The 24,944-nt window shown below is 53.4% G+C and carries 22 protein-coding genes; 13 read left to right on the top strand and 9 right to left on the bottom strand.

The window, feature by feature from the left end; all coding sequences use genetic code 11:
* Positions 1 to 198: 198 nt before the first annotated feature.
* The 5 genes from CFELI_RS06420 (at position 199) to CFELI_RS06400 (ending at position 6,610) form a co-directional block, all read left to right on the top strand.
* On the top strand, positions 199 to 3,054 hold the full coding sequence (locus tag CFELI_RS06420; RefSeq protein ID WP_310128883.1) for an FAD-binding and (Fe-S)-binding domain-containing protein: 2,856 nt from the start codon (positions 199 to 201) through the stop codon (positions 3,052 to 3,054).
* Between the two features lie 230 nt (positions 3,055 to 3,284).
* Positions 3,285 to 4,187: an ABC transporter ATP-binding protein gene (locus tag CFELI_RS06415; protein WP_277103174.1), complete on the top strand. Its 903-nt coding sequence runs from the start codon at positions 3,285 to 3,287 to the stop codon at positions 4,185 to 4,187.
* Position 4,188: 1 nt separating this feature from the next.
* Positions 4,189 to 4,944, top strand: coding sequence for an ABC transporter permease (locus tag CFELI_RS06410; RefSeq protein ID WP_277103173.1), 756 nt, complete (start codon positions 4,189 to 4,191; stop codon positions 4,942 to 4,944).
* Positions 4,941 to 6,008: a sensor histidine kinase gene (locus CFELI_RS06405; RefSeq protein ID WP_277103172.1), complete on the top strand. Its 1,068-nt coding sequence runs from the start codon at positions 4,941 to 4,943 to the stop codon at positions 6,006 to 6,008. Before CFELI_RS06410 ends, CFELI_RS06405 begins: the two co-directional genes overlap by 4 nt.
* Positions 6,005 to 6,610, top strand: coding sequence for a response regulator transcription factor (locus CFELI_RS06400; RefSeq protein ID WP_277103171.1), 606 nt, complete (start codon positions 6,005 to 6,007; stop codon positions 6,608 to 6,610). Before CFELI_RS06405 ends, CFELI_RS06400 begins: the two co-directional genes overlap by 4 nt.
* Here CFELI_RS06400 and CFELI_RS06395 read toward each other — a convergent pair.
* The gene (locus CFELI_RS06395; RefSeq protein WP_277103170.1) at positions 6,607 to 7,932 is read right to left on the bottom strand and encodes a class I SAM-dependent methyltransferase; all 1,326 of its coding nucleotides are present in this window, start codon (positions 7,930 to 7,932) and stop codon (positions 6,607 to 6,609) included. The two genes, CFELI_RS06400 and CFELI_RS06395, sit on opposite strands and share 4 nt — an antisense overlap.
* A gap of 428 nt (positions 7,933 to 8,360) precedes the next feature.
* On the opposite strand from CFELI_RS06395, the gene CFELI_RS06390 reads away from it, so the two are divergent.
* The 3 genes from CFELI_RS06390 to CFELI_RS06380 all read left to right on the top strand — a co-directional run bounded on the left by CFELI_RS06390 (position 8,361) and on the right by CFELI_RS06380 (position 11,818).
* Positions 8,361 to 9,758, top strand: a complete 1,398-nt coding sequence (locus CFELI_RS06390; protein ID WP_277103169.1) for an NAD(P)/FAD-dependent oxidoreductase — start codon at positions 8,361 to 8,363, stop codon at positions 9,756 to 9,758.
* An 83-nt stretch (positions 9,759 to 9,841) separates the two neighbouring features.
* Positions 9,842 to 10,663 (top strand): bifunctional hydroxymethylpyrimidine kinase/phosphomethylpyrimidine kinase, encoded by an 822-nt coding sequence (locus CFELI_RS06385; protein WP_277103168.1) that lies wholly within the window; start codon positions 9,842 to 9,844, stop codon positions 10,661 to 10,663.
* A gap of 87 nt (positions 10,664 to 10,750) precedes the next feature.
* Entirely contained in the window at positions 10,751 to 11,818 is a 1,068-nt protein-coding gene (locus CFELI_RS06380) for a magnesium and cobalt transport protein CorA (RefSeq protein ID WP_277103167.1), read from the top strand.
* Here the strand turns inward: CFELI_RS06380 and CFELI_RS06375 are convergent.
* Positions 11,815 to 12,231 (bottom strand): PaaI family thioesterase, encoded by a 417-nt coding sequence (locus tag CFELI_RS06375; RefSeq protein WP_374724772.1) that lies wholly within the window; start codon positions 12,229 to 12,231, stop codon positions 11,815 to 11,817. The two genes, CFELI_RS06380 and CFELI_RS06375, sit on opposite strands and share 4 nt — an antisense overlap.
* A gap of 178 nt (positions 12,232 to 12,409) precedes the next feature.
* Between CFELI_RS06375 and gnd the strand changes: the two genes are divergently transcribed.
* Entirely contained in the window at positions 12,410 to 13,864 is a 1,455-nt protein-coding gene (gnd, locus tag CFELI_RS06370) for an NADP-dependent phosphogluconate dehydrogenase (protein ID WP_277103165.1), read from the top strand.
* Between the two features lie 313 nt (positions 13,865 to 14,177).
* Here gnd and CFELI_RS06365 read toward each other — a convergent pair whose 3' ends face one another.
* The 7 genes from CFELI_RS06365 to CFELI_RS06340 all read right to left on the bottom strand — a co-directional run bounded on the left by CFELI_RS06365 (position 14,178) and on the right by CFELI_RS06340 (position 19,621).
* Entirely contained in the window at positions 14,178 to 15,812 is a 1,635-nt protein-coding gene (locus CFELI_RS06365; RefSeq protein WP_277103164.1) for a hypothetical protein, read from the bottom strand.
* 251 nt (positions 15,813 to 16,063) lie between these two features.
* Positions 16,064 to 16,471, bottom strand: coding sequence for a transposase (locus tag CFELI_RS13630; RefSeq protein WP_353959545.1), 408 nt, complete (start codon positions 16,469 to 16,471; stop codon positions 16,064 to 16,066).
* Positions 16,467 to 17,414 (bottom strand): transposase, encoded by a 948-nt coding sequence (locus tag CFELI_RS06360; RefSeq protein ID WP_290260029.1) that lies wholly within the window; start codon positions 17,412 to 17,414, stop codon positions 16,467 to 16,469. The genes CFELI_RS13630 and CFELI_RS06360 overlap by 5 nt, the downstream gene beginning before the upstream one ends.
* 279 nt (positions 17,415 to 17,693) lie before the next feature.
* Positions 17,694 to 17,816, bottom strand: coding sequence for a hypothetical protein (locus tag CFELI_RS06355; RefSeq protein WP_277105249.1), 123 nt, complete (start codon positions 17,814 to 17,816; stop codon positions 17,694 to 17,696).
* A complete protein-coding gene (locus CFELI_RS06350) occupies positions 17,813 to 18,454 on the bottom strand; it encodes a DUF3558 family protein (protein WP_290259884.1) in 642 nt (213 codons plus the stop codon). The genes CFELI_RS06355 and CFELI_RS06350 overlap by 4 nt, the downstream gene beginning before the upstream one ends.
* A 144-nt stretch (positions 18,455 to 18,598) precedes the next feature.
* A complete protein-coding gene (locus CFELI_RS06345) occupies positions 18,599 to 19,237 on the bottom strand; it encodes a DUF3558 family protein (RefSeq protein WP_277103364.1) in 639 nt (212 codons plus the stop codon).
* A gap of 132 nt (positions 19,238 to 19,369) precedes the next feature.
* Complete coding sequence (locus CFELI_RS06340) at positions 19,370 to 19,621, bottom strand: hypothetical protein (RefSeq protein ID WP_277103365.1); 252 nt, start codon at positions 19,619 to 19,621, stop codon at positions 19,370 to 19,372.
* A gap of 417 nt (positions 19,622 to 20,038) precedes the next feature.
* Here CFELI_RS06340 and CFELI_RS06335 point away from each other — a divergent pair, with 417 nt between their 5' ends.
* The 4 genes from CFELI_RS06335 (at position 20,039) to CFELI_RS06320 (ending at position 24,916) form a co-directional block, all read left to right on the top strand.
* A complete protein-coding gene (locus CFELI_RS06335; protein ID WP_277103366.1) occupies positions 20,039 to 21,436 on the top strand; it encodes a DEAD/DEAH box helicase in 1,398 nt (465 codons plus the stop codon).
* Positions 21,437 to 21,564: 128 nt separating this feature from the next.
* On the top strand, positions 21,565 to 22,971 hold the full coding sequence (locus CFELI_RS06330; RefSeq protein WP_277103367.1) for a hemolysin family protein: 1,407 nt from the start codon (positions 21,565 to 21,567) through the stop codon (positions 22,969 to 22,971).
* Positions 22,971 to 24,029: a hemolysin family protein gene (locus CFELI_RS06325; protein WP_277103368.1), complete on the top strand. Its 1,059-nt coding sequence runs from the start codon at positions 22,971 to 22,973 to the stop codon at positions 24,027 to 24,029. The genes CFELI_RS06330 and CFELI_RS06325 overlap by 1 nt, the downstream gene beginning before the upstream one ends.
* A gap of 2 nt (positions 24,030 to 24,031) precedes the next feature.
* Positions 24,032 to 24,916 (top strand): 3-methyladenine DNA glycosylase, encoded by an 885-nt coding sequence (locus tag CFELI_RS06320; RefSeq protein WP_277103369.1) that lies wholly within the window; start codon positions 24,032 to 24,034, stop codon positions 24,914 to 24,916.
* Positions 24,917 to 24,944 lie beyond the last annotated feature (28 nt).

The raw sequence follows: 24,944 nt of genomic DNA, 5'->3' as shown, positions 1-24,944 counted from the left end.
CTTCCCTTCGGCTTAAAAAATTTGTAGACACGTGCAACATATCTCATTTCATGCAATCATGATTCCATGCTATGGAACAACTCAAAGGCCAGCATTTCATTATGCGGGACATTTGTGGCAGCTCACGCTCCATACCGACTACTACCCCACCCCCAATACTCACCCCCGATATTCAGGTAGGGGTCTAGAGTGGTTGCCATGAGAAAGCTCTTCACGCCCGACCCCACACGCATTGGACGCCCATCCGGTGCCACAAGCCAAGCCGATGCTGTCGGAATCGACCAACTCCACGGCACACCCACCGAACTCGTCAATGACCTCTCTAGCATCGTGGGAAGCGACAACGTTCTTGGCCGTTTGAGTGATCTCGTGCGCTACGCCTCCGACGGCAGCCCTTACCGCACCGTCCCACAGGTTGTGGTTCGTCCCCGCAACGAGCACGATCTTTCAGAGCTGATGCGATACGCCAGCACCCACGGCCGCAACCTCGTTTTCCGCGCTGCGGGCACCTCCCTCAATGGCCAGGCAATGACCAACGATATTTTGGTCGATATCAAAACGCACTTTATCGGCATGGAAGTGCTCGACGACGGCGCACGGCTGTGGTCACGCCCGGGTGTCGTCTTAGGTGACGCCCAAGCTGTGCTCAACCGGTACGGCTTCATGCTTGGTCCCGATCCCGGTTCAACACCTGTGTGTACCATCGGCGGCGTCATCGCCGATAATGCTGGTGGCATGCGCTGCACCGTTGAGCGCGACAGCTACCACTCCATTGAAAACGCCCGCATCGTGCTTCCCTCTGGCAGTGTGGTCGATACCGCTGCCGGTGACGATGCTTTCGCAGCTGCCGAACCGGAACTTCACGCTGGCTTAGTTGCCTTGCGCGATGAAATCCGCGCCGATAGAACACTCGTTGCGCGTTTGCGGCAAAAACTCTCTATCCGTAACACCAACGGCATTCGCCTCGATGCGTTTTTGGACGAAGATGAACCCGTGCGCATCCTTTTGCGCCTGATGGTCAGCTCCGAAGGTATCTTTGGCGCAATTACGGAAGCGACATTGCGCACCATCGAACTTCCGCGCAAAAAGGCTGTGGCTTGGGTTATGCTGCCCAACCTGCGCGATGCAGCACACTTCGTGCAGCCCCTCGTGCAGGCGGGTGCTGAAGCGTGCGAAATTTTGGTGGCCCCTGTGCTACAACGCGCGGTGGGCAACTTCCCGCATGCTCCTGAGTGGTGGGCCACAATCGATGATAATGCTGCTGCGCTTCTTCTCGAAGTTGGCGGCGTCGATGAGGCTGGCTTAAATGCTGCTATCGACCGTGCTCACGCAGTGCTTGCCGACGCCCCATTGCTGTCCCCGCTCGAATTCGACACCACCGATTTAGGTATGCGTGCTTCGTGGCAGATCCGTAACGGACTGTTCGGGCTCATTGGTGCCGACCGCCCTCAGGGCTCGACGCTGATTACCGAAGATGTGTGTTTCCCTCCGAATATGGTGGGTCAAGGTGCTGCGGATCTGTTGGATTTGCTTGCCCGCTACAATTATCCCGAAATGGTGATGGGGCATGCGGCCTACGGAAACCTTCACTTCTTCTTGATCCCGAACTTCGATCACGAGGAAGAACGCGTCGCTTATGCGCAGTTCCTCGATGATCTCGCTGAATTGGTGCTGAACAAATACGATGGCTCGCTTAAAGCTGAGCACGGCACTGGCGTGAATATGGCACCATTTTTGCTGCGCGAATGGGGTGAGCAGGCGTGGGAGTTGATGTGGAAGGTCAAGGAGCTCATCGATCCACAGGGCATCCTTGCCCCTGATGTGAAGCTCACACGAAGCCAAGATATTCACCTGCACAATTTCAAGTCTTTCCCGAAGATTGAAGATGAAATTAATTCCTGCGTGGAGTGCGGTTTCTGCGAATCGGTGTGCCCGTCACGCCATGTGACTCTCACCCCGCGCCAGCGCATTGTGCTGCGCCGTGAGATGGCGCGTCAAGAGCCTGACTCCCCTGTGCTTGGCAAGCTGCAAGAAGAGTACCAGTACGATGCGATCGATATGTGTGCCGCTGACGGTTCTTGCTCAGTTGCCTGCCCTATTTCGATCGATACGGGCGCTGTAATGAAGAGCCTGCGTGCCCAGCAAACTCAGCCCAACGCCAACAAAATTGCACTTCAAGGTGCGAAAAAGTGGGAAGTTGTTGAAAAGCTGGTGCGCGCTGGCCTTGTGAGCGCAAAGTTTTTAGGTTCACGCACCCTCAAGATGGGTGCTGATGCTTCACGCAGCATTATCAGCCCAGATCTTGTGCCCACCATTCCAGGCGCTTTGCCCAAGGCGGCCTCCAAACTGCCACACACAAGCAAGGATGGTGCACAGGCCGTGTACTTCCCTGCCTGCATTAACCGCATGTTCGGCAATTCTGTTACTCAGCCGCAGGATAGTCTAGAAACTCCGCATGCGATCGTGGAGCTTGGGCGTCGCTCTGGTGCTCCTGTGTGGATTCCAGAGGATGTTGCTGGCGATTGTTGCGGCACCCCGTGGAGTTCAAAGGGCTACAAGGACGGCTTTAAGTTCCAAGCCTCGCGCATTGTTAATGATTTCTGGCGCTGGTCTGATCAAGGCCGGTTGTCGATCATTGTTGATGCCGCCAGCTGCACCCACGGCCTCCTCGATTCAGTTCCCGACGTCCTTGATGCGCAGGATTTGGAACGTTTCAACCAGCTGCGCATTATCGACGTCGTCACCTGGCTGCATGATGAAGTCGTGCCACACCTACCCATGGTCGCGGACATGGGTCGTATCGCAGTCCACCCAACCTGTTCAGTTCAACACATGGGAATTAGCGATCAGCTTCTCAGCGTAGCTAATGCCGCCGGAACTGCGGAAGTACCTGCAGGCGCTGGTTGTTGTGGTACCGCAGGTGACCGCGTCATGCTGCACCCTGAGCTCGTGGAGTCAGCAACCCGTGAGGAACGTGCCGGAATTGCGGAAGGCCATTATGACTATTTCGTCTCTTCAAACCGCACTGCGAAATGGGTTTGGAAATGGTTGTAGGAAAGACTTACGAAAACGTGGCCACGCTGCTCGAAAAAGCATCTCGCCCAGTCATCACCCCCTAAATCGTTTCCTTCCTCCTAGCACCCCTGCATACCATTTAGCAGGGGCGCTGTCGCGCATCGATTCCGGCGTCGACAAGCAATTACGTCGTTGCACTGACAAATGTCATGCCATATTCATGACACGAGTGAATGCGATCGTTATTTCCACCTACTTAAATGGGGGGTATGAACACACGTACTACCGCATCGACGGTTATCGAAACGATCAATGTGACCAAAACTTTTCGCCGAGGAAAAGTAACCGCACTTCAAGGAATAAACCTACGCATCCAGGAAGGCGAAATGGTGGCGATCGTTGGTAAAAACGGTGCCGGGAAAACCACCCTATTCGACATCTTCTTAGGCCTTGCCAAACCCACTCATGGCGAAATTACCCTGTTTGGACTGCCCCCAGCAACCGCTATTTCACAAGGCTTAGTTGGCGCTCTCCACCAAACAGGCGGATTGCTTCCTGATGTAACAGCACAAGAAATCGTCACCATGATCGCCTCCCTCTACCCGCACCCACGGGACGTCAACGAGATCCTGGAACAGTGCAACCTTAAGGCAATCGCGAGCCGCAAAGTGCGCAAATGCTCCGGCGGGGAAAAGCAACGCATTAAACTCGCAGCCGCACTCGTGGGTAACCCGAAGCTGATCGTGCTCGACGAACCGACCGCCGGCATGGACCCTCAAACCCGGCAACTTTTGTGGAACACCCTCAACGCACTGTCTCATCAAGGCTTGACCATTGTCTTCTCCACCCACTACCTGAAAGAAGCAGAAGACTTCGCCAGCCGGATCATCTTGCTCGACCACGGACTTATCCGCGCAACAGGTGCCCCACACGAAGCGCTCAGCGACCATCACCCCGTGATTGTCGAATTCAACGCCCCCGCCCACAACCTCGATGAGAAGCTGCCTGAATATTCGGGCGTGACGCATTGGGAAACAACCACACAAGGATACCGAGTATTTACTCACAACTCAGATGACTTCGCACGGGAAATACTAAACCACCCCGATGTCACAAACCTAAGAATCCGCTCCCGCAGCTTGGACGAAATCTTCGCAGAGGAAGGACACTAAAGTGACTGCATTTATGCGCCTGACAATCATTCGCCCGTTACGCGAGCCCGCGAATGTCTTTTTCTCCATCATTCTGCCCGCCATCATGTACCTGATTATCGGCAGCGCACAATCTTTCGCCCACGTCCAACTCCCCCACGGTGATCTCAAGGGCCACCTGCTCGTAAGCATGGCACTCTACGGTGGCGTGACTGCCGCAGTCAGTACAGCTGGATCAGCCGTTGTCGACTACAACTCCGGCTGGGGTCGCATGCTCAAAGTCACTCCATTGCCACAACGCACCAACATACTGACCCAAGTCATCACCGTGCTCGCATTTACCCCGCTACCTATCGCCACAGTGCTATTTGTCGGATACTTAAACGGCGCACACATCGAAGGTTTTGGCTGGCTATGGGCATTTCTGATCAGCTGGGCAGTAACTGTCCCCTTCGGATTTTACGGGCTAATCTGGGCACAACTGATCCCTAGCCCCACAGGTATTTCCATCGCCGCAACCACAGTTGTTCTGCTAGCATTTGCTGCTAATATGTTCTTCCCACTCAGCCACAGTCTGCTCGAAATCGCACGCTTCACCCCGCTGTTCGGCGCTGCCATGCTTGCCCGCTACCCAGTGGGAGAACTGATTCAAATCATCGACAACGGAGCCTTTGATACCTCCACCCCACTGTGGGCGGCCTTTCTTAACATTGGAGTGTGGACCATCCTGTTTATCCTCATCACGGCAGGGCTCGCACACCGTGAGCGCAGCCGATGAACTCCCGATTTAATACACCGCATGCTGCCTTTGCTGGAATTTGGCTTGTGTTTCTTGCCTTCCCACTCTGGTTTGTTTACACCGCTATCACACTGCCGAGCTTCATCCTCGTCACCATCATCACAGTAATATTCAGTACCGTGTACGTGTGGGCATTTGGATCCATCGAGTATTGCCCACAAAACTTTAGCAAAACTGCACGCTCATGGCTTTATACAGGTGCACTCGCTATCCTCATCCTCATCCTTGTGCCCATCGCAGACCTCCTCGCGGTCAGCATGATCACATACCTGTGTGCATTTGTCGCTTTCAACTTCCGCCCCATTTACGCGGCGGTCATCCTCATACTGCTTTCTGGCTGTGGTCTGGGCCTCGGACTGTTCTTCGCTCCAGATGAGCTTTTATTCCACCTCATCATCTCAGTATTGTGGCCGATCCTGATCTACATTTTGGCGCTGGTGAGCTCAAAAGCAGACAAACGCAACGACCTTGAAAAACAACTCCAACTCGCCCAACAACGTGAAGCCATCGCCCGTGATGTCCACGACCTTTTAGGCCACACCCTGACTGTCATTAATCTTAAAGCTCACCTTGCTTATCGCCTCATCGACACCGACTGCGAAAAAGCCCGTGCCGAACTCGCCGATATCTCCACTCTTTCACACACCGGATTGTCGGAAGTACGGTGTGCTGTCACCCGCCTGGCTCACCCAGGGCTCGACGGCGAAATACAAGCGTTACGACGTGCACTCGACACCGCAGGAATAGCACTGCAAATTTGTGGCACCATGCCCGACACCCCTGACCCCATCTTTAGCTGGGTACTCAGAGAAGCAGGAACGAACATCCTACGCCACTCCCACGCTTCCATCGTCACCGTCACATTCAGCCCTCACACACTGTCGATCACCGACAACGGCTGCGGTTTCAACCCCGACACCACCAATGGCGGACTCCAAGCACTCACAGCCCGCGTTCACGAAGCAGGTGGCGAACTTACCATCACCTCACAACCTGGCAACACCTGCCTAATCGCCACCCTCAATCCAAAGGAAAACCCATGATCCGCGTCCTCGTCGCTGACGACCAAGCCCTAGTCCGCGCCGCACTGGCTGCACTACTTAATCTCGAAGCCGACATCGAAGTCGTCGCCGAAGCGCACTCCGGAAACCACGCTGTACAACAAGCACACCAACACCAACCCGATATCGCCCTGATCGATATCGATATGCCCGACGGCAACGGCCTCGACACTACCTTCCGCATCACCACAGAAATACCTCACTGCCGCTGCATCATCGTCACCACCTTCGGCCGCCCCGGCTACCTCCGCACCGCACTCAAAGCAGGAGCCAGTGGCTTCGTAATAAAAGACACCCCACCCGAAGCACTCGCCGACGCAATCCGAAAAGTCCACTCAGGACTACGTGCCATCGACCCCCAACTCGCCGAAGAATCACTCCTCGTACCCGACTGCCCACTGACCGAACGCGAAATCACCATCTGCCAACTCCTATTAAAAGGAACAGACGCCAAAACCATCGCGAAAAAACTCTTCATCACAGCAGGTACCGTACGAAACCTCTTCTCTAGCATCATCACGAAAACAGGAACAACCAACCGATACGAAGCAGCCCGAATCGCACACTCCTACGGATGGCTCTAACGCCGACGAAGACGCAACCGCGCAGTCACCTTCAACTGAACCGCATCCAAAGCCCCCACCATAAACAACGCTTCCTTCAACGCCAACTGGAACAACCACAACCGACGATAGACCAAATCATAACCATCAGCAGCAGCCTCACGAAGCTTCCCCTCAAAAGTCTCCCGCTGCATCCGCAACCCATGCACATAATGCCCGCCCACATGCGTCTGCGCAATAATCCGCAAACCCGTATGCGCGTCGAAAAGCTTATGTAAACCCTCCACCGATTCATAACGCAACGCCGGCGACACATACGCCCGCACCACATCCAAACTCTGATCCGCCGCCGAACTCATCCCCGCAGCAGCCACCACAGTCTGCACAGCAACAAACCCGCCAGACGCCAACATCTGATCCAAAAACTTCACATACTCACGCTGCCCACCCAAGCCCATATGCTCCAGCTTCTCCACACTAGTAATCGCATCATAATGCACCGGCCACGCCCGCGGCGACGGAAACGGATCATCAATCGGCTCCACATGCACACTGGAATCCACATCCGTCAAATCCAAAATACGACGCACAGCCCGCACATGATCAACATCCGCACTCAACACATCAACAGTCGCATGCCGCGACGCCGCAGCAATCGGCAAAGCCGGACCCGACGAAGGAAAATCCAACACATGCGTACCCACACCCACCTGCGCCAAATCCAACAACATCGTCACCGAACGCAACTGCGCATCAGCCAAATCAGCCCGCTCCACCCACGTCGGATCAGACAACTCAGTCACATCCACAAAATGCGAACCCGGCTCAAAACCCCGACCCGCGCCGGGCACAAAACTCTTCACACTCGTGCGCTCAGTAGTCGGAACACCAGAGGAAAACACAGTGCCATGCACACTCATACCATCACCGGAATAATGCTGCACCAAACTCATCGGAACCTCAGCACCCGCATACGGTCCACCAATATCCGCCTGCGCAAAACGTGGACGATACCCCACTTGAAGCAGCTTGACCAGCACATTAACGAGATCTTCAGTCACCCACTCGCCAGCCATGAACCCCTCAGCCAACCCCAGCCAGCCTGCATGAGCAATTCGCGCAAACAGTTCTTCATGCACCACCTCAAGATCAGCATCAGCACCGTGCAGCACCAAACCAGCCTTCTCGCAAGCAGCAGCGAACTCTAATTCTGCGCGCCTCGTACGCCACCCAGATAAAAACCCATGCGGAATTTCAACAATTCCAGGCCAAGCATAAGCATCCACATACGCAAGATGATTCTTGCGGGAAGAATTACGCGGAAATAACGGGTTACTGGTCACGGGAGAAAACGACGCTCCTTTTTCAGCACAGAAATACACGAAAGTCTTAAAAATCTAAGCATAGCCCGCCGTTACCGCCACAGCCCGCATTGCCACACATGCATACTCACCTATCCCTTTCCAATAACCATGAAATTGTTGATCAAAAGCACTGGAAGATGAGCATTTTCTCATGTTTACTCAGGGTGAAAAACTCTCACCCGATTCCAAGTATGAAAACGCGCCACCACACGCTACGATGGTAAAAATCACAACGTGAACTCATGCACAGTTGTGGGCACTACTATATAGCAACTCGCGCACAGGAATTTTTTCCTCAACGCCCTTCCGTTTGACACACGGCGCCCAAAACACCCTCGTGTGGCCTTTTCGTTAGGGAAGACAGGATGAAAAGTTCGCACTGGGACGCGCACAAGGAGAAAACGTACATGTCTGAAACACCATTCCGTCCGGAAGGCGGCCGCCACCATGTGGTTGTTATTGGTTCTGGCTTCGGTGGCCTGTTTGCAGTCCAAAACCTCAAGGATGCAAACGTCGACATCACCCTGATCGACCGTACCAACCACCACCTCTTCCAGCCCCTGTTGTACCAGGTAGCTACCGGCATTTTGTCTTCTGGTGAAATCGCTCCGTCCACCCGCCAGATTCTGGCGAAGCAGGAAAATGTGGGCGTATTAAAGGGTGAAGTCACCGACATCAACGTCACCGAAAAGACCGTCACCGCCCAGCTGGGCGACTTTGAGAAGGTCATCTCCTACGACTCCCTCGTCGTTGCCGCAGGCGCCGGCCAGTCCTACTTCGGTAACGATCACTTCGCCCAATACGCACCTGGCATGAAGTCTCTGGACGACGCACTTGAGCTACGTGCCCGCATCATTGGCGCTTTCGAGCGTGCTGAACTGTGCGAAGATCCCGCCGAGCGTGAGCGCCTGCTGACCTTCGTCATTGTCGGCGCTGGCCCAACCGGTGTTGAGTTGGCCGGTCAGGTTGCTGAAATGGCGCACCGCACCTTGGCTGGTGCTTTCCGCCGCTTTAATCCTTCCAGTGCCAAGATTATTCTTCTCGACGGCGCACCTCAGGTACTGCCTCCATTTGGCAAGCGTCTAGGACGCAATGCTCAGCGTTCCCTAGAAAAAATCGGTGTGACAGTGAAGCTCAACGCCATTGTTACCGATGTAACCGAGGATTCGGTTTCCTACAAGGACACCACCACCGGCGAATCCCACACCTTGGACGCATACTGCAAGATTTGGTCCGCTGGTGTGGCTGCTTCCCCACTAGGCGCTTTGATTGCCGAGCAGCTGGGTGTTGAGGTGGACCGTGCTGGTCGCGTCCCAGTGAACTCTGACCTGTCTGTTGCTGACGATAAGAACGTGTTTGTCATTGGTGACATGATGAACTACAACGGTCTTCCTGGCGTTGCTCAGGTTGCTATCCAAGGTGGCGAGTACGTTGCTGAGCAGATCGCAGCTGAAGCTGAGGGACGCCCGAATACTGAGCGCCCTGAGTTCGAGTATTACGACAAGGGTTCGATGGCTACTGTTTCCCGCTTCAACGCTGTGGTGAAGATGGGCAATGTGGAGATCACCGGTTTCTTCGGTTGGGTTCTGTGGCTGATCGTTCACGTCATGTTCTTGGTTGGTTTCCGTAACCGCCTGACCGCTGCTATTTCATGGGGCATTAACGCACTGTCTCGTAAGCGTTGGCACTTGGCAACCACCCGCCAGCAGATGCATTCCCGTACTGCATTGCAGAAGCTGTCGGAATTGGTCACTGAGGAAGCAAAGCCTATCGAGCTGCGCGAAACTGAGCGTTTCAAGAAGTAGTGTCTTTTTTAGTCACCGCCCCCTTCAACTCACCATTACACTGCGGTGTGAGGGGGCGGTGTTTGCTATAGGGAGGTGTGTTGATGTCGTGTGCTCGCGTGCTTGCGATTGCGGGAACTGACCCGGTTGCCGGTGCTGGCTTGTTTGCAGATCTCAAGTCTATTTCTGCAGCCGGTGGTTATGGATTGGGTGCAGTCACAGCTTTGGTTGCGCAAAATTCTTCTGGGGTGCGTGCTCAGCACATTCCTGATGCACGTTTTCTCCTCCAACAACTCGAGGCTGTTTCTGACGAGGTGCCCCTAGATGCAGTAAAAATTGGAATGGTCGGTTCACTCGAAAACTTCACCGTTCTACGAAACTGGCTTCACACTCTGCCCAATATTCCTCTTGTGGTCGATCCTGTCATGGTTTCTACTAGCGGGCATCGCCTTTTGCCCGAAAACGCAATCGATTCCCTTCTCGCACTGATTACTCACGCGACTGTACTGACCCCAAATATTCCTGAGTTAGCTTTACTCTCAGACAGTGATCCTGCTACAACCTTAGATCACGCTATTGACCAGGCACAGGTGTTTGCTTCTTCGAGGGGCGTAAATGTGGTGGTGAAGACTGGCCACTTGGAAGGATCTGAAGCGGGCAACGCTTGGGTTTCGCCTTCTGGCCATGTTGATGTGGTTTTAAGCGAACGAGTGTCTACTCGCAACTCGCGGGGTACTGGCTGCTCGTTATCGTCCGCGCTTGCTACCCGTTTAGGTGGTGGTGAAGATTTTTCCGTTGCATTGCGGTGGTGCACAACATGGATGACCGAAGCGCTGCGCGGTGCTGATTCATTTAACGGGGGTAGGAGTAACGGCCCCATTGATCATTTTGCCCATGTACGCCCGTTTCTTCCTGGCTCAGCATAAGCAGTAATTGCCGTTTCGTGCTGCATCTTCTCTAGAGTCAGTGGTGGGAATGTTGTTTTCTTCGTGAAAGGTTGTTGAACCCCAGTTATGCCTACTCCTTTTCAGCCCCCCAAAAAACCTGTGTCTGCTGATGCTTCTTTGTCGCAAGTGGTGGACCATTGCCGACTGTTTGTTAATGGCAAGCAGATCCCTGGCGAGGTGAAGCATTCTGCCGCGCTAGGGTTACTGGCTGAACGGTGCAGCGAAGAGGATTCTGGTTTTGTGTGGTTGAGTTTGGTCGAGCCTACTCAGCAGCAGATGACTCGTGTGGCCGAAGAGTTTGGGATTCACCCCTTGATCATGGAAGATGCGGTGACTGCGCATCAGCGCCCCAAGGTTGAGCGCTATGAAGATCAGTTGTTTATTGTGGTGCGGACGGTGAAGTATAGCGGTTTTGATATTAATGAGGATTCGATTGCTCGTTCTCGCCAGATTATTACCACGGGTGAAATTCAGATGGTGATTGGTCACGGGTTCATCATTACGATTCGCCACCGCACGGCGTTTCCTGATGTGGGTTCACGTTTGGGCATTGAGGCTACTGTGGCGTGTGGGCCGATGTCGGTGGCGTGGGCTGTCGCGGATGTGGTTGTGGATAATTACAACAAGATTGCCCGCGAATTAGCTTTGGATGTTGATGAGCTGGAGGAGGAAGTTTTTACTCCGCAGTCTTCGTTTAATGTGGATCAGATTTATTTGCTCAAGCGTGAGATTTTGGAAATGCGCCATGCGATTGATCCGCTTGATCCGGCGTTGCGGATGCTTATGGCGGGCAATGTTGATTTGATTGATCCGCAGATAAGTTCCTATTTCCGTGATGTGTTGGATCATGAAATTGCTGCGAAGGATGATGTGGCGAGTTTTGATGAGCGTTTGACAGCGTTGATTTCGGCGGCTGTTGCGAAGGTTACGTTGCAGCAAAATTCGGATATGCGTGCTATTTCAGCGTTTGTGGGTATGGCTGCGGTTCCGACGTTGATTGCAGGCGTGTACGGCATGAATTTTGAAAATATGCCGGAACTTGCGCAGCCGTATGGGTACTACACCGTGATCGCTGTGATGGTGGTGTTGGTGCTGACGATGTGGTACTTGTTCAAGCGGTGGAATTGGCTTTAAGCTTGCGGGATAACCATGGTGCGTAGTGTTGTTTTTGCTACGAGCCGTTCGCGGTGGAACATGTTAACTTCAATCACTTGAGTGCTTCTACCTGCGTGAATAACTGTGGTTTCCGCCACGATGACTCCTGCTGTGACGGGGTGGAGGAAATCGGTGTTGTTGTTTACGCCGACAACAATTTTCCCTGGCGCTAAGACCAGTCCCATGACTGAGCCGACAGTTTCGCCGATGGTTGCGAATACTCCACCATTGACGAGTCCTGCGGCTTGCAGGTGTTCTTGTCCGATGTGGAGTTCAGCGGCTACTTCTTCGGGGTTTACTGCGGTGAAGCGTAGTCCGAGGTTTTCGGCGAATCCTCCTAGGAGGTTTTGAAACAGCGCGAGTTCGCGCATGTGCAGCCCGGTGCTGGGCATGTTTTTGATGAGTTCGAGTACTTCTGTTGCTTTTTCTGGATGTGTCACAGTTTTCTAGCCTAGCGTGTCGACGTCGGGACGGGAGTTTTGGCTGCGCATGTTGCCGTGACGTGGGTTTTTTATAGATGATTGTTCTCAATATTCGTTAGAGGCTTCGACGGGGGTAGACTATCTAACCATGACTGAACACAGCAATTTAGCGCAGATCGGTGTTGTTGGTCTCGCCGTTATGGGGTCCAATCTTGCACGTAATTTCGCCCGCAAGGGCCATACTGTTGCTTTGTACAACCGTAGCTTTAGCAAGACTCAGGATTTGATGGACAATCATGGGTCTGAGGGGAATTTCATTCCTGCTGAGACCATTGAGGATTTTGTTGCTTCTTTGGAGAAGCCTCGTCGGGCGATCATCATGGTGCAAGCTGGTGCGGCTACTGATGCTGTGATCAATCAGCTGGCTGATGCCATGGAAGAGGGCGACATCATCATTGATGGCGGCAATGCTTTGTACACGGACACTGTGCGCCGTGAGAAGGAGATTGCTGAGCGTGGCTTGAACTTCGTTGGTGCTGGTATTTCCGGTGGCGAGGAAGGCGCTTTGAACGGCCCTTCGATCATGCCTGGTGGCCCTGCGAAGTCTTGGGAGGCTTTGGGCCCGTTGCTGGAGTCTATTGCCGCCGAGGTTGATGGCACTGCCTGTGTCACCCACATTGGTCCAGATGGTGCTGGCCACTTTGTCAAGATGGTTCATAATGGCATCGAGTACGCTGACATGCAGGTTATCGGCGAGGCATACCAGCTTTTGCGCTATGGCGCTGGCATGAATCCTGCTGAGATTGCTGATGTGTTCCGCACGTGGAATGAGGGGGATCTTGATTCTTACTTGATTGAGATCACTGCCGAGGTTTTGTCGCAGGTTGATGCGGAAACCGGCGTGCCACTGATTGATCTGATCGTTGATTCCGCTGGCCAGAAGGGTACCGGCCGTTGGACTGTAAAGGCCGCTTTGGATTTGGGCATTCCGGTCACCGGTATTGGCGAGGCTGTTTTTGCCCGTGCTTTGTCGGGTGCGCGTGCGCAACGTGAGGCAGCTATTGGCAATTTGCCTTCTGGTGAGTTGAGCTCTTTGGATGCTTTGGGCGTTGACCGTGAGACTTTCGTTGAGGATGTTCGTCGCGCACTGTATGCATCGAAGTTGGTGGCTTATGCTCAGGGCTTTGATGAGATCAAGGCTGGTTCCGATGAGCATGGCTGGAATGTGGATCCGCGTGATTTGGCTACCATTTGGCGTGGTGGCTGCATCATTCGTGCGAAGTTCTTGAACCGTATCCGTGAGGCATACGATGCGAATCCTGAGCTTGCGACGCTGCTTCTGGATCCGTATTTCAAGTCGGAGTTGGCTTCGTTGATTGATTCGTGGCGCCGCGTGGTTATTGTGGCAACCCAGATTGGTCAGCCGATCCCTGTGTTTGCTTCTTCCCTGTCTTACTACGACAGCTTGCGTGCAAAGCGTCTGCCTGCTGCTTTGATTCAGGGGCAGCGTGATTTCTTCGGTGCCCATACCTATGGTCGTGTGGATAAGGAAGGTGCTTTCCATACCTTGTGGTCGGGTGACCGCACCGAAATTCAGGTGTAAGCGTTTCTAACCATCGTTTCAGACCCCCATGAGTTGATCTGCGTGTGCAGGCCTACTGATGGGGGTTTCGCATTAGCCCTTCGAATCTTTTTGCAGGTTTAAAAGGGCAGCTTCTCCGGGTAAATTATCCATGCCTACACACCACTACCACCAGAAATCACTAGTCTGCTCAACAACATCTCACAACCTGACTAAAATGTCACAAGTCAGGTCACTCGTGGATTGCCCCTGAGCGTGTGGAGACTATTCGTGGTTCTGGCTACAGGTTGAAGTAGTTAATGGTGGTGGCAAAAGATGCCACCACCATTATTTTTTAGCGTTGGTCGCGGGGTTTGAATACGTCCGCGCCGATCACGCGTGGGACTACTTTGGGTGCATCGCCTAGAAGGTCACGCAAATTCCCTTCCCGCTCGGCTTGCTGCAGTATCCCTTTCACTCCTCCGCGTCGTGTGCGTGGTGTAGTCCGCCGACGATTCTCACGACCCCCAGCACCACCGGCACCACCAGCGCCAGCACCACCCATGGGTGCCCCACCCATCATTGTTGAGCCCCGACCTGAAGAACCAGCAGCACCAGCCCCCGACGACCCCTGCCCAACATTCGACCCTGTACCCGAACCTGTTCCCCCACCACCTACATGGCCACCCCGACCCGAACCAGACCCAGCCCCAGATCCTGAACCAGAACCAGTCCCGCTTCCGCGAAGCCCACCAGCATTATATGCACCACCTGCACCGGAACGAGAACCACCACCGCTGTTACTGCCACCAGCGCCTACCCCGCCTGATGAGCCATGCCCACCTGCAACTGGTGCACCCCCAACACCATAGCCTGTACCTGAGCCAACCCCAGCGCCGGTGCCACGACCGCCAGTACCATGCTGGTTGAACGCACCAGACTGACCACCAGCAGTATTCACCCCACCTAGTCCACCGGCACCTGCTATGGGGTTCATTCCACCTGGTCCACCGGTATTTGGTCCCCAGCTTGTGGTGCTTGCGCCGAGGCTGTTTGCCCCACCGGGGTATTGATGCATATTCAAGGGGTTGACCACATTCGGGTCAAACCCGAGCGTGGCTTGTTGTGATGCGACAGTATCTAGCACCTGTTCTGCTAGTACTTGTGGTTCAATGCCCATCCCTGTAGCAGTCTGTGAGGTTCTCATGATCCCTCCTCCTGCATATCCTTGGCTTATTGCAGCGGGTGATTGACCACCACCGGCACCGGCAGATGCAGGTTCCATGAGATTGCGGATTACCGGCATCGCTGCTGTGATGCTTGTTGATAGTGCTTCTTTGAACCCAATCAGATACATTTCTTCGGCTTGCTTTTTTATTAATGCACCCACTTGGGTTGTTTGCATTGCTTCAAGGGAGGCGATAGCTGCCCCGACAGCGGATGTAAATGAGGGCGCGATCATGGCAAGCTGTGCTACTGACTGTGACATCAGTCCTGCGTTATGTGCGAAATTTGCACTGGCATTCGCCATTTCAATGATTCGTGGTGCAGCGGCATCAAATACCTCTCCGCGGTTTGATGCGGTCATATCATTAGCAACCTGCCGTAACTTGGTGCTCATATCCAATGTTCGACTCGACAGGTTCGCCCATGTAGCTGCAGCATCCAACGCTCCAGCGTTATTTGTTGACATCAGCCCTGATAATAGCTCCTGTAGCGATGAGGCTCGTGAGGTCACAGGCGTAGGGAAATCAAAGGCTTCAAAACCAAGCTCCGGGCGTACCGGATACCTAACCCCAGAAGTACTAGGTGTGCCACCATTTTCAATAGCATCGATCGCTTCAGCGAAAAACCGATCCATCCCAGATAACGCATCTAAATTCGCGTGAAGATTCCGCCCCAACCACTGCACCTGGCGTTCTAGGGCGGCCATCATCTCTTTTGCGCTACCAACAGAGCCTTCCAGCACCTGACCGTGGTAACGGCCCATTTGATCCAAACCACTTACAGATGAAAAACCATCAAGCAGACCAACATCCTTAACCCAGATTTTTCATGGGGTGGGTTTGGTGGTGGTGGGTTGGGGTGGTGTGTTTGTGGGGTTGGTTGGGGCACCTTCGCCTTTGGTTGTGGTTTTCAATGGCAAGGTGTACGTCCGTGTTTTTGTGGTGGGGTTTTGTGGTGGGGTGCCTGCGGTTGGCTGCCGGTGGTGGGGTCTGCTGCGTGTTGTGGTTGAGGGGGTTAGGTTTTTCGTTTTTTAAGGGGGCGTAGGAGGTTTTGGGTGTATTCCATAAGTGTCACCAGTGTGGGGGTGTGTGTGCTTTGTTGATCGAGGTGGAGGTATATGCGCCTGCTGCTTGTCGTGATTTTTGCAGAGATTGCAATAAACCTTGCTCGAATGGTTTTTGGTGCCCATGTCCACCACGGGTTGTCGGATTGATTTCGTTTCTTGTTGTTGCCGCTGTTGTGGTTGTTGTAGTGATGGTCGAGTAGTTTTGTCCAGGTGAGAAGTTGGTGGGCTAAGGTTATGATGAGACACCAGATTTGGTTAGCTTTGAACTGGCAAAACGGTAGTTTTGCAAGGCCTTGATCTTTGGCGTCTTTGATGTGTTGTTCGCATAGTGATCTTTGGCGATAGTACTGGTCAATGCGTTGAATATTGCAGTTGAGGTTTGTTGCGCATAATTGGGTGCGTATGCCGAGTTGATTGAAAATGCTGTGTTGGCACCCTGCGTGGGGGGGATTCTATCCGTGCGATCACGCGCATCGTGGTGGGGTAATCAGTAAGAAGGTTCACCAGTGGTTTGTCATCTTCTAGGTGTGCGGTTTGTAGTAGTCCGGTGATGTCTTCAAGGAAGTGTTGGTCATCAAAGCTGATATCCCCATTGCCACGCACAATTGGCACACGGGTGTTACGTAATGATCGATAATCTGTGTGACTAGTTGCTTCGTTACCGGATCTGATGTGCTCATTGAGGAGGATACTTGCTGTAGGTGAGGGTGAAAAGCCAACAACATAACCGAGGTCATGGTCGTCTAAGGAGCTAAGGAATTGTTTTGTCCCACCAGCACTGTCAGCACGGATAACAAGTCGTTTGCCCCAAGGTTTGCCATCGCTGTGATCGGGGAGAGCGGTCAGGATTTCTTTGACAAGCTGGCAATGATCATTAGCGGTGTTTGCTCCCGCGTTACCTGGGCGAAGCAGACAGGTTAAAAATTCCCCACCAGTTAACCCTACGCTGGTGTAGTCGATAAAAGCACATAATGGGTGGAAACCAAACCCCTTCTTATAGGTAGGTGCGGCTTTTTCCTTGCCAGAATGCGCACAGATCAGTGTCGCATCAATATCTACTATCAGGGGTTTGTCTACTGTAGCGAGCTTATGTGGGGCTTGATCGCCCAGCAGGTTCCATAGTGTGCTACGGGCGTATTTGATCGCGTGAAGGAATTCTTCACGTATTTTATCGCTGGTGTCTTTATGCTCTGTCAGTCGCCGCCACAGGGTTGATACCGACGGCAATGGCTGAGACGATAATGCTGTCGAAACAGAATCTAACAAGTTGATGTCTTTAACATCGTCACCACCAGCAATTAACGATAACGCTAACCCAGTACACGCATCACCAAAAGTATGTGTTAACCGTTGCCGTGAGAAACACGATCAAGGCTGGCACCAATCCCGACTAATTGAGCTACATGAGCAAAGGGTAACACCCCCGCGCGGGAAACAAGACGGGTGCAGCTGGCCATCATAGGGGTGTATGTAGTAGTCTTCACCATGAAAGTGCTCCTTTTCTGCTTGGAATAAAGGCTTAACAACATCTCTATTCTAGCAGGTCAAGAAGCACTTTCTTTACTTTTTACACACCTTTTAAGCCCCACCCCATGAAAAATCCGGGTTAAATGCTGAACCTACTGCTGCAGCATTATGAATAGATGCCAACGCGTCGATACTCTCGACGAGTTGCTGAACATCAATATGTAGTGATGTCATTTGTATCCTCCTTTAACTCGAATTTTTTGTAGGACTTCAAAAGCCCTGCGGCAAAGCACATCCCGCCCAAGTGACTCTTCCCAAGCATTGGTATACACCACGCTCAGGCGCCCATGGGTGGTACTAACCGCAGCATTGCAATGCTCATTGTGATTACCAATCTCACTGAAATACACCCGATCATCTGCATCCGGGAATGTCGCATCAATCATCAAGCCACGCGACTTAATCCCTTCAAAAGTCACAAAATGTGTGTCGATGTTATACACACCGAATTGATGAGGGACTTGCATGCCACAATCAATCAACGACGTCCCGTTGTAAACGGTATCCACTATCTTTTTTAGTCCCATTTCTGTGAGATCTTCAGCTGTGAATTCATCGCAGGGGTTATAGAGTTTTTGTGTTCGATCCGTCGGATCGAAAGCTTCGACGTATTCACGATCTGGTGGAAGCGGGATCATGGACGACACCGACGCTGCCTGTGTTGTTTCAGACGGCAGCGCTGGCTGCTGTGTTTCAGGCGCAACAGTCGATGCTGTGCCACCAGCATCAGCGCTCACATCCTTATCTGAACAGCCAGATGTAAACAGGCATGCGGCAACAAGCACTGGGATAAAGGCTGTACGTAGATTCACGTATTCTCCTCTCCAACTAGAAATCACTTGTCTTGGCCGAGGCGATAACAAAACGCCTCTATTTATATGAGACTGAAAAACACCTTTTGCGTTCCCAAACGGGGGTAGCCCCAATTACCCCCACTGTTACACGAGTGCAAGCAATCACTCGTAACCACCCTTGACCCGCAGTTTTTGTAGTACTTCAAAAGCCCTGCGGCAAAGCTCATCCCGCCCAAGTGACATGTCCCTCGCATCGGTATACACCACGCTCAGGCGCCCATGAGTGGTACTAACCGCAGCATTGCAGTGCTTATCTTCATTGCCAATCTCATTGAAATACACCCGATCATCCGCATCTGGGAACGTCGCGTCAATCATCAACCCACGGGATCTAATCCCTTCAAAAGTCACAAAATGTGTGTCGATGTTATACACACCGAGTTGATGAGGGTTTTTCATGCCACAATCAATCAACGACCCATCGTGACGTGTCCGACCCACTTTTTTTAGCCCTATTTCCGCGAGATCATCAGCAGTGAATTCATCGCAGGGGTTATAGAGTTTTTGTGTTCGATCCGTCGGATCGAACGCTTCGACGTATTCACGATCTGGTGGAAGCGGGATCATGGACGACACCGACGCTGCCTGTGTTGTTTCAGACGGCAGCGCTGGCTGCTGTGTTTCAGGCGCAACAGTCGATGCTGTGCCACCAGCATCAGCGCTCACATCCTTATCTGAACAGCCAGATGTAAACAGGCATGCGGCAACAAGCACTGGGATAAAGGCTGTACGTAGATTCACGTATTCTCCTCTCCAACTAGAAATCACTCGTCTTGGCCGAGGCGACAACAAAACACCTCTATTTATATGAGACTGAAAAAACACCCTTTACGTTCCCAAACGGGGGTAGCCCCAATTACCCCCACTGCTGTCTCAGGGTAAAAAATCACTCGTAACCACCCTTGACCCGCAGTTTTTGCAATACTTCAAAAGCCCTGCGGCAAAGCACATCTTTGCCCAGAACATCACTCCCCGAATGGTTGTGAGACGACCACATTTAGTGCTAATCGCGGCATCGCAGTAATCCGCAGAGCGAACGCCCATCTGGGCGGCAACCACACTGCTGCATGCTTCCATGTCATGTTTATCAAGATTGGGGGCGTAGGCATGGAAATCTTCAAACACAATCTAGGCGCACACACCTTCATCGGAAATATTCACACACAAATACCGCACCACATGCGACTTGTGCGGGTTCGTAGCGGTTGTAGCCACCTCCTCGTATTCATCCAATCCCGCACTAGGTGACAGCGAAAGTAACGTGAGGCTAACAACGGCACTAACACGAGTGTTCGCCACTAACCCGGAAAGTTGAAAACGGGGCCAGTGAAAACCACAGAAAACAACTTCAAACTGGGTTTACTGAGAGCCCACACACTTTTCAGCGTCAAGATTTAGGGAACACAATTACGAAAAAATCATACGGGGTAACGATGATGACACCGGTTTACCTCCCCTACTGCACGAGGCAACGCACGTAGTCCATATCACCACCAAGACCCCAGTGCAGAAAGTTCCAGCTCATTGTGTACCATTGAACAAATGACTAGTTTCGCCGAGCTCGGCTTACCACGCCCCATCATTCACGAACTCTCTAAGCTCGGAATCACAGAAGCTTTCCCCATCCAAGAAGCCGCCATCCCCGATGCCCTCGTCGGCAAGGACGTCCTTGGACGAGGCCCCACAGGATCCGGCAAAACCTTTACCTTCGGCCTCCCCATCCTCACACGACTCTCCGAAGCTGGCGCATCCCGCCCAGGCCGACCACGTGGCCTCGTGCTCGTACCTACCCGCGAATTAGCCGCCCAGGTCCGCGAACGCCTCAGTGACCCCGCAGCCGCCCTAGGCTTGCGCGTCCTCGACGTCGTCGGCGGTGTGAACATCAACCGCCACATCCGCGCACTTGCCGCACCTGTTGATCTCCTCGTAGCAACTCCCGGTCGCGCACAAGACCTCCACGATCAGGGCTACCTTAAATTCGACCAGGTCCTCATCACAGCGCTCGACGAAGCTGATCAAATGGCTGACATGGGATTCCTCCCACAGGTGCGCAAACTCATGCGCCTGACACCAGCCCAAGGCCAGCGCCTACTCTTCTCCGCCACCCTCGATGGCGACGTCGATAAGCTTGTTAAAGAATTCATGAACAACCCCACCGTTCATTCCACCGCACCCGTCGAAGCAGCAGTGGATACCATGTCGCACTACCGCCTCCACGTAGGCAACCGCGACACCCGCGCCGAGGTCGTCGCCCGCATCGCAGCACGAACCGGCAAAACCATCATGTTCATGCGCACCAAGCACGGTGTCGACCGACAGGTGAAAAAACTGCGCCGTGTTGGCATCAATGCAGCAGGACTTCACGGCGACAAAGGCCAAGGTGCACGCACCAACGCACTGGCAGGATTTGCCGAAGGAAGCGTCCCAGTTCTCGTCGCCACCGACATCGCTGCGCGAGGCATCGACATTTCCGATGTCGACCTCGTCGTACACATCGACCCACCAGCGGAACACAAAGCCTACCTACACCGCGCAGGCCGCACCGCCCGCGCAGGCGCAACCGGCACGGTAGTCACCCTGGTCACCGACGAACAGATCAAAGAAGTGACCGCCTTGCTCAAAAAAGCTGGAGTCGAGGCTAAGACCTTGACTGTGCACGAAGAATCCCCAGAACTCGTCACCCTCACCGGTGCACGAATGCCCTCCGGGAAAGTACTCGGCCCATTCGGAGCTGCAAATGCGAGCAATAAATTTGCCCACACCCGTCCAAACCGCCGTCGTGGCGAAGATCAGCAACCACGCCGACGCAAGAAAGACAACACCGACGACAGCCAGGGTCGAGCACGGTCGCAAGGTGGCGGTCGACGTCGACAAGCAAGCAGCACGAAAGCTGGAGACACGTGGGGCAACTCCGCACCGACCCGTCGACGCAGTCGCTAACCCTAATTCCGCTACACTATAAAAGAAGTTTCGATAGAAAGGTTCAAACGTACTTACACGTGGTATCCCGCAACCCTTATAACTTCTCAACAGGGATGCCACACCCCCCCTTTTTTAAAACCCTCATAATGGACATTCTCATAAGCATCCTCTCGCTTGTCGGATTCGTACTCCTCACCGCAAGTACGGGTCTCTTCGTCGCAGTGGAATTCGCGCTCACAGGACTAGAGCGCTCCACCATCGACCAAGATGTACACGAGCGCGGGGACAAACGATCTCATGCGGTGAAACGTGACTACCAAAACCTCTCCTTCGTGCTCTCTGGAGCACAGCTTGGAATCACCGTCACAACCCTCGCAACAGGCTTTCTGGCCGAACCCATCCTCGCCAAATTCCTCCACCCCATCTTGGAATGGGCCGGAATGCGCCAAGACTGGTCAACCCCTGTTGCACTCGTTCTCGCACTCATCATCGCAACTTTCCTCTCCATGGTGTTCGGCGAACTTGTGCCCAAGAACATTGCTATCACCGACCCTTTGAACACCGCACGATTCGTTGTCGGCCCAGTCCACGCCTTCAACTTCGTGTTCAAAGGTTTCATCAAAATTCTCAACCGCACCGCCAACGCGCTGGTGCGAAAACTTGGGATCGAACCAGCGGATGAACTAGCAACCGCCAGGTCCACCCAAGAACTCACCGCTCTCGTGCGTAACTCCGCCGAACAGGGCGGGCTCGATGAAAATACCGCGCTCGTCCTCGACCGTTCGTTACGATTCGGCGAAACCACAGCGGAAGAACTCATGACCCCGCGCTCCACCATCGAAACATTGTCGCACGACGATACTGTTCTCGATCTCATAGCCCTGGCACAAGAAACGGGGCATTCTCGCTTCCCCGTCATCCGCGGCGACCTCGACGACACCATCGGCGTGGTCCACTACAAAGATGCATTTGCTATCGACGCCGACAAACGTGGCGAAACGAAGCTGTCCAGTATTGCCAGGGAAGTAAAAGTTATTCCCGAAAGCCTCGACGGCGATGCTGTTCTAAGCGCTGTACGAACAGCAGGATCTCAAATGATCCTTGTGGCTGACGAATACGGTGGCACCGCCGGAATCATCACCATTGAAGATGTAGTGGAAGAAATCCTCGGCGAAGTCTATGACGAACACGACGATGCTGAAGCCGAACGCGACTTCCACCGATTCGGATCCTCCTGGGAGGTCTCTGGCCTCGTTCGACTCGACGAGTTAGAAGAAAAGGTCGGCTATGTTGCCCCCGAAGGCCCTTATGAGACCCTTGGCGGCATAGTAATGGCGACCCTTGGCCGCATTCCTGTGGTCAATGACCTCGTGCTGCTGCCACAAAGCGATAACCAAACACTGGCGGAATTTACTACCGCGATCACTGGCCGTTGGCAGGCGAAGGTCGCATCGATGGAAGACCGCCGCGTAGATAAGGTGATTTTGGTGCCGATCAGCGACGAAGAAGCTGAGAAGCTCAAGCCTCAAGCGCCTGCAAAGGAGAACAGCTAATGGGTATCTTTCCCACGATCGCCATGATTCTTGGGCTGCTGGTAGCCAACGCATTTTTTGTCGCTGCAGAGTTCGCACTGATTTCTTCCAGGCGTGACCGCATTGACTCACTCATTGCCCAAGGGCGCCCTGGGGCCCGCCGCGTTTTGTACGCAACCGAGCACTTGTCGATCATGCTGGCTGCCTGCCAATTTGGTATCACAATCGCGTCTCTTGTGCTGGGTAAGGTCGCTGAGCCTGCAGTCGCGCACTTCATTGAAGAACCTTTCCATGCTTTAGGTTTGCCGGATCAGTTCCTGCACCCTGTTTCCTTCGTACTGGCGCTGGGATTCATCACTTTCTTACATATTCTGTTCGGTGAGATGGTACCGAAGAATATTGCGCTTGCTGGGCCGGAAACATTGGCTATTTGGCTAACCCCAGCATTACTTGCTTTCGCGAAGATTACTCGACCATTGATTGCGTTCATGAACTGGATTGCCCGCATGACTTTGCGTGCGTTTGGTATTGAGCAAAAGGATGAGTTGGATTCGATGGTGGATCCAGATCAGCTCGCCTCCATGATTTCCGAGTCGCGCTCCGAGGGCCTGTTAGATGCTGAGGAGCATGCGCGTTTGAATAAGGCGTTGCGCGTGGAGGATCGCCCTGTTATGGAAGTCGTTATCCCCTTAAGTAAACTGCGTACCCTTGACTATGGTCGCCGTGGTCCACTGCTCTCCGATTTGGAACAGGCTGTGGCTGAGACTGGTTTCTCCCGTTTCCCCGTGGTAAACAAGGACGGCTCACTCAAGGGCTATGTACATGTCAAGGATGTGCTGGATCGTTTCTTGGAAGGTGAGAACTACGGCCCAGATGCCATTATTCATAATGCGGAGATTCGCCCTTTGACCATTGTTGATGCGCTGGCGACAATGGATGATGCCTTGCATACGATGCACCGGAAGTCGGCGCATATGGCGCAGGTGCGTGACCGCGGCGAGCTGTTGGGCGTGGTCACGTTAGAAGATCTTATTGAAGAGTATGTAGGTACTTTCTCAGATTGGACGCATGAGCAGTAGAAATGATGCACACAGATACTGTTGAGTTTTGTGGTAGCCAGGCTCGCGTGCTCAAGTCGTGGTCCCAGCGGGAGCAGGCGCACCATGAGCGGGCTGCGAGGTTTACTAACGATCACATTGCGCGCCGGAAGGCGGGTGTGAAGCATCCCGTTTTTGACTTCTTGTTTGAGTACTATCCGATTCGGGCAGCGCACGTGTCGCGTTGGTATCCTGGCGTAGGAGTGGTGCTTGCCGACGCCGGAACGAGCATCCAGGCAGGCTGGAAGTTTTACCGCACTCAGGATGGGTTGACGGGTGTTGATGTTGATCGTGTGCGATCGCAGCGGTTGACTACTCTGACCTATATTCGGGATTTGTTGTCAAAGACGGTGTCTAATCCAGCTCATTTTGATTGCTTTGGTTTGCATGAGTGGGCGATGGTGTATAAGGCTTCGTCGGTGCGCCATGATCTTCCTTTGCGTTTGAGTTCGGCTGAGACTGATGCTGTGGTGGAGCAGCATTCGATTCGGTGTACTCATTTTGATGCGTTTCGGTTTTTCACTCCTGCTGCCCACTCGTTGAATCTGCACGTGTTGGACCGAGAGTCGCAACCGGATTTTGAGCAGCAAGGCTGTTTGCATGCGGGCATGGATTTGTATAAGTGGGCTGCGAAGTTGGGGCCGCTTGTGCCTGGCGAATTGTGGCTGGATGCTTTTGAGGTTGCGTGGGATGCCCGGATTTTAGATATGGAGGCATCGCCGTATGATTGCCGTGGTTTCGGGTTGTCGGTGGTGGCGATTGAGACGTCTGCTGGTAAGCAGGAGTATGTTCGTCGGCAGCGTGAGATTGCGGCGCGGGCGATGGTTGTGCGCCAAGGTCTGCTCGCTGTGCTTGATTCTGTCCTATAGTTTAGGGGGGTTAATATGCATAGTTTTT

The organism is Corynebacterium felinum (genome assembly GCF_030408755.1).
GTDB classification, from domain to species: Bacteria; Actinomycetota; Actinomycetes; order Mycobacteriales; family Mycobacteriaceae; genus Corynebacterium; species Corynebacterium felinum.
The sequence above is the reverse complement of the archived record's forward strand: the minus strand, read 5'-3'. Positions and strand labels throughout refer to the sequence as shown.